Annotated in this window: 7 protein-coding genes; 4 read left to right on the top strand and 3 right to left on the bottom strand. The window is 64.6% G+C overall.

Features of this window, described 5'->3' with window-relative positions; translation table 11 throughout:
- Positions 1-944 (bottom strand): BTAD domain-containing putative transcriptional regulator (locus AB0I15_RS42960; RefSeq protein WP_358109592.1); only part of this gene is annotated, 944 nt, incomplete at its 3' end.
- 436 nt (positions 945-1380) lie between these two features.
- On the opposite strand from AB0I15_RS42960, the gene AB0I15_RS42955 reads away from it, so the two are divergent.
- The 4 genes from AB0I15_RS42955 (at position 1381) to AB0I15_RS42940 (ending at position 5193) form a co-directional block, all read left to right on the top strand.
- Positions 1381-1611: a winged helix-turn-helix transcriptional regulator gene (locus AB0I15_RS42955; RefSeq protein ID WP_358109589.1), complete on the top strand. Its 231-nt coding sequence runs from the start codon at positions 1381-1383 to the stop codon at positions 1609-1611.
- A 370-nt stretch (positions 1612-1981) separates the two neighbouring features.
- The gene (locus tag AB0I15_RS42950; RefSeq protein WP_358109586.1) at positions 1982-2812 is read left to right on the top strand and encodes a DUF692 domain-containing protein; all 831 of its coding nucleotides are present in this window, start codon (positions 1982-1984) and stop codon (positions 2810-2812) included.
- 9 nt (positions 2813-2821) lie between these two features.
- On the top strand, positions 2822-3601 hold the full coding sequence (locus tag AB0I15_RS42945; protein WP_358109583.1) for a hypothetical protein: 780 nt from the start codon (positions 2822-2824) through the stop codon (positions 3599-3601).
- Positions 3602-3951: 350 nt separating this feature from the next.
- Positions 3952-5193 (top strand): MFS transporter, encoded by a 1242-nt coding sequence (locus tag AB0I15_RS42940; protein WP_358109580.1) that lies wholly within the window; start codon positions 3952-3954, stop codon positions 5191-5193.
- A gap of 81 nt (positions 5194-5274) precedes the next feature.
- On the opposite strand, the gene AB0I15_RS42935 is transcribed toward AB0I15_RS42940, so the two are convergent.
- Positions 5275-5823: a response regulator transcription factor gene (locus AB0I15_RS42935; RefSeq protein ID WP_358109577.1), complete on the bottom strand. Its 549-nt coding sequence runs from the start codon at positions 5821-5823 to the stop codon at positions 5275-5277.
- Positions 5820-6572, bottom strand: a complete 753-nt coding sequence (locus AB0I15_RS42930; RefSeq protein WP_358109574.1) for a hypothetical protein — start codon at positions 6570-6572, stop codon at positions 5820-5822. The genes AB0I15_RS42935 and AB0I15_RS42930 overlap by 4 nt, the downstream gene beginning before the upstream one ends.
- Positions 6573-6728: the final 156 nt, after the last annotated feature.

Genomic DNA, 6728 nt, shown 5'->3' with positions numbered 1-6728 from the left:
TTGCCGGACGTCCCGTGCGCGTCGTCATCCACCCCGCTGATCTCCCCATGCAACACCTCCAGTTCAGGGTGTTGCGACGACCGATTGAATCCGCCCCGTTGTCCCGCTTGTGAGTGGGCGAGCATGAGCGAATGCCAGGCGCGTTCGTGTAACGGCTGCTCAGCGATGAAAAGGCGGAGCTTCTCGATGACGTCCGCGGGCTGGCCGAGGGCGAGTCTGGCTTCGGCCCAATCCAGTCTTGCCGCACCCAGCCGATCTTCCAGCTCGGCCACGCGAGCGAGCATGGGGCCGACGAGCCTGGTGCCTTCGGCGGGTTTGCCCCGCCACATCGACAGCGCATTTTCGTACTGGCGGACGGCCGCGTGAAGGTCACCTTCCTTTGCCTTGCTCCGTGCCAGCCGTATCGTCTGCTCGAATCGCAGAAGATCCACCTCCTCGGCGCCTGCCTCGAAGAGGTATCCCGTTTCCTTGGTTGCCAGCCGCGTGCCGGTCGGTAACGCCTTGCGGAGCCCGGCGATATAGGTGATCAGATTGGGGACAGCCGACGGGGGAGGATCTTCCCACAGCGCAGCGATCAACCGTTCTTTGGCAACCAGCGTGTTGGCGTTGACCAGCAGGGTGGCGAGCACGGCGCGCTGCTTGCCGGTCAGATGAACCTCCCGACCATCGGGCCGGCACACCTGCACCGGCCCCAAGACCTTGAAGGCCGCATCGACCACAACCCACTCCTCACCCGGGTAGCTCGGTGGCGCGTTCGTGGCGTTAGCGCCGATTGTTGCCCACGAGGCGCTCATGCGTCGAGTGAAGAAGCACAGGACGATCCTCTCTCGCGAAGAACGGCAAACCTGGCGTGACCGATCGCGCATGGTGGCGACGCCCTCCTGCTGGGCGTCGTCCTGGATCTTGTGGTGTAGCCGCAACGCGGCTGTGCAGATCTCCGGCAAGGGCAGGACTCCCTCAGAAGCTTCCGTCAACGAGCTGTTCAACATCCACGGCGAATCCGCCCGTTGGACTTGGTGGATCGCTGATGCTGGAGGCATCCATCCGGAAGCCATCGAAGATGGCGAGCGCGCGCAAGAGCCTCTCATTGAACGCCGGTGGTTCATGGAACGCGGAGGCTCCCCGGCCGAGGTGGGGAGAATGACAAACCGCCTGCTTAGCCCTCGACCAGCTCGGCCGCACGTGCGTACTGCCGCGATCAGCAGCCTCGTCATAGTTCGCGAAAGATTCGAGAGCCTGTCAAGCGTTGAAATATGCTATGGAGCCGCTCCTATACCGCTCATATAGGCGATTTATATGAGCGCATCATATAGTTGGCCACAGCATAACAGAAATACGTCAGAGGTCGAATTCGACTGCAGAAAACTGGCTGGAAGGGCCATGGGCGTGCGATTGGAAGCGATCGACGGAAAGATTCTGGCATTGCTGTACCTCGGCTACAGCCAGGCGGCCATCAGCAGACATGTGCATATCTCCAGGCGCACCGTTCAGCGACGAATCGGATTCCTGATGGAGCTCTTGGAAGCAGCTAGTTTAGTGGCTCTGGGAGCGAGGGCGCAAGAAATCGGATTGCTGCCGCCGGCAGTGAGTGTCATCTCGGCAAAGCAATAATTCTCGACTGCCCGCCTGAAGCGAGTGACGCACCAACAAGTATGGTGCCGCTCCTTACCTGAACCTGCCGGCGCCAATTCAGACTGGGTTCCCGCGTTCGGATGGGGCTTGTCCTGTGGACCAGGACCGCCTGCTCTTCTGCGACTACACGCTAGGCGTGCAAACCATGGATCGTGAAGTCGTGGACTCACCGTAGCGCCGTTCGCCCCTAATCGTGAATACCTGGTCATACGTTCCCGTGGACGAGCGATGACGGCGGGCAAGCGCTCGAAGTAGCTTCACCGGTATCACTGATAAGGCGTCGGCCGTCGAGAGTTGGTGCGGTGCTCTCCACTGAGAGCTTTCCAGACAGAGGATTAGAGGTGCAATAGTGGGGACGCCTGACGGCGAGCCGAAAAGGCTAGGGGTCGGCCTGGCTTACAGATCGGCTTTCTCGGAACAAATCCGACAGAATAAGTCGGCCATCGACTGGCTGGAAATACCTCTAGATCAGTACGTCGACAACCCCTATGCCCTAGACGAACTGGAGGAGCTGCGCCAGGATTTTGTCATCGTTCCTCATTGTGTTGGGATGTCCGTAGGATCGGACAGCGTCGATGTCGAATATCTTTCCAAAGTCCGGATGATATCCGACATGATCGAAGCGCCATGGGTAACTGACCATCTCGGCTTCAACCACACCCAGACCTTTACTCTCGCGGACATCGTTCCCGTGGAATGGTCATCCGCTCGCGCCCGGGTCGTCGCCGAGAACGCCCAGAAAATCCAGGACGAGCTAGGCCGCCCCTTTGCTCTGGAGAACATCACCTACCACGTAAGCTTTCCGAGCGAGCTGACCGAGGCCGAGTTTCTGGCGGAGTTCCTGAGCAACTGTGACTGCGGACTCCTTCTCGACGTCACGAATCTCTCCGTCAACGCGGCCAATCACGGATACGATCCGCGTGCGTTCCTCGATCAGATTCCCGTGGACCGGATCATTCAGATCCACCTCGCCGGATGCGCACGAGACGACGAGGGCATCTGGCATGACAGTCACGATCGCCCGATACCAGACCATGTGCTTGACCTGTTGCAAGAGGTTGGATCGCCGGCAAGCCTGCGCGGGATACTCATCGAACGAGACGCCGCATATCCCTCCGATCTCTCCGAGCTGCTCGACGACATGCGCCATGCGGCGCGAGCAGTCGGCTGGAGCGGGTGAGGGAGCACGATGGCGCGCATCACTGGTGCACAGGACCTTTTCGCCCACGCGCTGCTCGAACCCTCTCTGGTGACGACGGCTCAAGTGAACCCGGATCTGCTCAAAGCGCGATTCGCCGCCTCCGACGCGGACATCAAGCGATTGGCCCGGATAGATGAGGCGGGACTGGCTCGCGCCGCACACATTCTGCACGGGAAGAGACGACGTCAGCTCGGCTGGATCCTTCCAGCCACTCGCACGTTACTGTTCGACGATGCCGTCGGCCATGTGGTGGTCACGGACTACCTGGACAGCGTGCTCCCGTGGCGAGAGTCCGACGAACCCCGCCAGCAGCTCGCAGAGGCGCTTCGGTTCTCTGCCTTCCTGCAGGAGGACGTCCGGGTTTCAGCAGCGCTTGCGCAATTGACCGCCTTCGAGGTGGTGCGATATGACGTCATGACGCGGCCGATCATCACACGTGAGAACGCGAATCCAGGCAGGACATCCAGCGGGCGTCTCACAGGCGGGACGGAGATCGTCAGCTTCGATTATGACGTCCTGGCCATGCGCAGCAGTGCGCTGTCCCATGAGTTACCGGAGAAATGGCCTCCGGCGGAGACCCACATCGTTCTCCACCGAAACGATCGGGAGCCGATTCGAATCTTCCGCGTCGAGCCTTCCGTCGCATGCCTGCTGGTGAGTTATGCATCCATTCCACGCTTGGCGGACTTGGCAGCCCAGTGCGAGATCGAACTGGTCGACGCTGAGCGCATCATCTCCCAGTCGATTGCCATGGGCATGCTCCTCTGAAGCTCGCGGGTGACACAGCCGGCCACCCGTGAAGTGTCGACATACGGAAAGGAGGGAGAATCCATGGAGAACCAGACTTTCGTCGAGGAGGCGCAGGACAACAGCGCCGACTACACGGCGGCGGGCTTTTGCGGCGAGGGGGGTTAGTAAGCGCCTCGACTGAACACCGATAAAGGAGATGCGTGTTTTCGCCAGTCGCAGTACCCACCTGCGACTGGCGAAACACCCTATGTCGGAGCGCCACGTCAGAGCTATGCCGGGCCGCTGGAACCAGTCGGATCGGGCTTGAAATCTCCACCTGGTGAAAGTAGCGATCGATGCGAACTCTCGCGGCCACAACGCCAGATCGTGTGCCTGCCATCCAGCGTCGCACTCTGGGCGTCCTGTCCGCGGCACAGATCATGGCCGGGATGGGGGTCGGCGTCGGGCTTACGCTCAGCACGGTCGTACTCGACGAGTTGTCGGGATCCACGGTTATCAGCGGCTTCGCGAGGACGGCCACCGCGGTCGGCGCGGCGCTGCTCGCCCTGCCGGTCGCCAAGGTCACCGGCAGGGCCGGGCGCCGCGCGGGGATGACGCTGGCGTACACGGCCGCACTGACCGGCTGCGCCATCTCGGTGGCCGCACTCAGCTTACGGAACTGGCCGTTGCTGCTGGCCGGACTCATACTGACCGCCGGCGGCACCACGGGTGGCATAACCGCGCGCTATGCGGCGACCGACCTGTCCCCCCAGGGACATACGGCCCGGCATCTGTCGCTGATCGCCTGGACCTCGACCATCGGCTCCGTCGCCGGTCCGAATCTGGCTGCGCCAACTGACCAGATCGGCAGACGGATAGGGCTGGTGGCCGAAGCAGGGCCCTTCGCATTCGCGGGGCTGGCCTTCGCCCTGGCTTTGGTCATCATTCTGGTCCTGCTACGCCCCGATCCGTTCACGCTGGCCCGCCAACTCCATGGCGACAAGGACAGCGCCGCAAAACGCAAGGGCACGATCAACACCGCCTGGCAGACACTGCGCATCACGCCGATGGCCCGCCGCGCGATGGTCATGCTCGTGCTCACCAACACCGCGATGGTGTCGATCATGACGATGACCCCGGTCAAGCTTCACCACGACGGCTCGTCCCTGAACGTCATCGGCTTCGTGATCAGTCTGCACATCGCCAGCATGTACGTCCTGTCGCCGGTTGTCGGGTGGCTGGCCGACAAGGTGGGCAAGCTGCCCGTACTGGTCCTCGGCATGGCGCTCCTGCTGGCCGCCGCAGTCATGGTCGGCACGGCCGACCACCGCATCTGGCAGATCACCACGGCCCTGATCGTGCTCGGACTTGGCTGGTCCTGCGGCACGATCGCAGGATCCGCCCTGGTGGCCGAATCCGTCCCCATCGATCGCCGCCCCGATGTCCAAGGCCTGTCCAGCCTCCTGATCAACGTCTGCGCCGCCGCGGGCACAATCGTCTCCAGTGCGATCGTCGGCGTCCTGTCGTACGGCTTCCTGGGCCTGGCCGTCGGCATCATGATCACCTTGGCCGCGCTGTGGCTTTTGACTTCTCGCCCCGGTTCAACGCCTGAAGGCCACATCCAGACGTAGACGGCACCAGCGACGCGTCCGCGGGAGTGGCGTACGAGTGATCTTCCCATAGGTGTGACGGAAGAGATCTGCATGGCCACTTCACAATCCTTCGATTCCGGATCGGCCGACACCCTGAAGCGTCGAGGCGATCTCCGCGTTGTTCTGCCCCAGCGCGATGCACCGCAGCACCTCCAGCTCGCGCGGGGTCGGCTCGACCGGCACTCGCGGCTTCGACGTGCCGTGGTGCGGGCCGGCGATGCGGCGCGGCGCGTCGGGGAAGAGCACCGCGTCGCGGGCATGCACCAGCCGGATGGCATCCACCAGCTCGTCCGCGGGCGCGCGTTTGAGCACGTAGCCCGCGGCTCCGGCGCGCAGCGCGCCCCAGACCAGTTGGTCGTTCTCGAACGTCGTGACCACGATGACCCGCGTCGCCGGGAAACGGCGGCCCAGCTCCTGGGTCGCGGCCAGGCCGTCGAGCCGGGGCATGCGGATGTCCATGAGCACGACGTCCGCGCCGGCGCCGGCCTCGACCGCTTCCCGGCCGTCGGCCGCCTCCCCCACGACTGCGATGTCGTCGTAGAGGGAGAGCATGGTCGCCCATCCCGAACGGATCAGCATCTCGTCGTCGGCCAGGACGACGCGGATCACATCGGCAGCCTCGCCTGGATGCGCCACGTGCCGTCCACCTCCTCTCGTGTGCAGGTGCCGCCGGCCAGGCGGGCCCGCATGCGCATGCCGGCAAGGCCGCGCCCTTCCCTGACGGTCGGCGGGGACACGTCGGCCGCCCTGTTCTCCACGGTCAGCAGCAGATTGCCGCCGGTGGCGATGTCCATCGTGATCGGCCCTTGCCCGTGCCGCAGGGCGTTGGTGAGCGCCTCTCTGGCGATCGCGAAGGCCGCGCGCGAGGTCGCGGCCGGGACGCGGTCGAGGCGGCCGACGTTCACCCGCACGTCGAGGGCCCCCACCCGCGCGTGCCGGGCGCCGACGACCTCGCCGACCGCGCTGCCCACCCGGCAGGCCGCGAGCTCGGCGATCATCCGGCGGCGCGCCCGCCGGTCGCCCCACTTCGGCACTCCGGCGACCAGCGCCGCCAGCAGGAGCTGCCAGCCCAGCACGACCATCATGAAGACCATCGTCGCCACCGCGCCGACCGGCCCGCCTTCGACCAGCAACCCGACCTTGGGTGTGGCGCCCAGCATGCCGGCGCCACCCTCGACGATCACGAGGACGGCCAGCAGCAGCCACGCCAGGACGGGCGGGCGCACCCGCGGACCGACGAGCACCGCTCGCTGGGCAGGCGTCACCTCGCCACACGCGTTGGCCTCCCACACCCCAGGATCGCTCCACGACCAGTCCGCGGCCTCACCGGCCCGGCCACCGCCCTCGTCACGCCTCATCCCGCCGTCCCTCGTAGCGTGGCAACCTCCTGACCGCCATTCCAGGCGCCCGGGCTGCCGATGTCCACGGCAGGCCACCGGCTGGGCCTGGTAGTGACCGGAACCAACGACGACTTCAACCTCGACGAGACCGGCGACGCCTCCGGCACCGGCGTC

This window comes from Nonomuraea sp. NPDC050643 (assembly GCF_040654715.1).
GTDB lineage: Bacteria > Actinomycetota > Actinomycetes > Streptosporangiales > Streptosporangiaceae > Nonomuraea.
The sequence above is the reverse complement of the archived record's forward strand: the minus strand, read 5'-3'. Positions and strand labels throughout refer to the sequence as shown.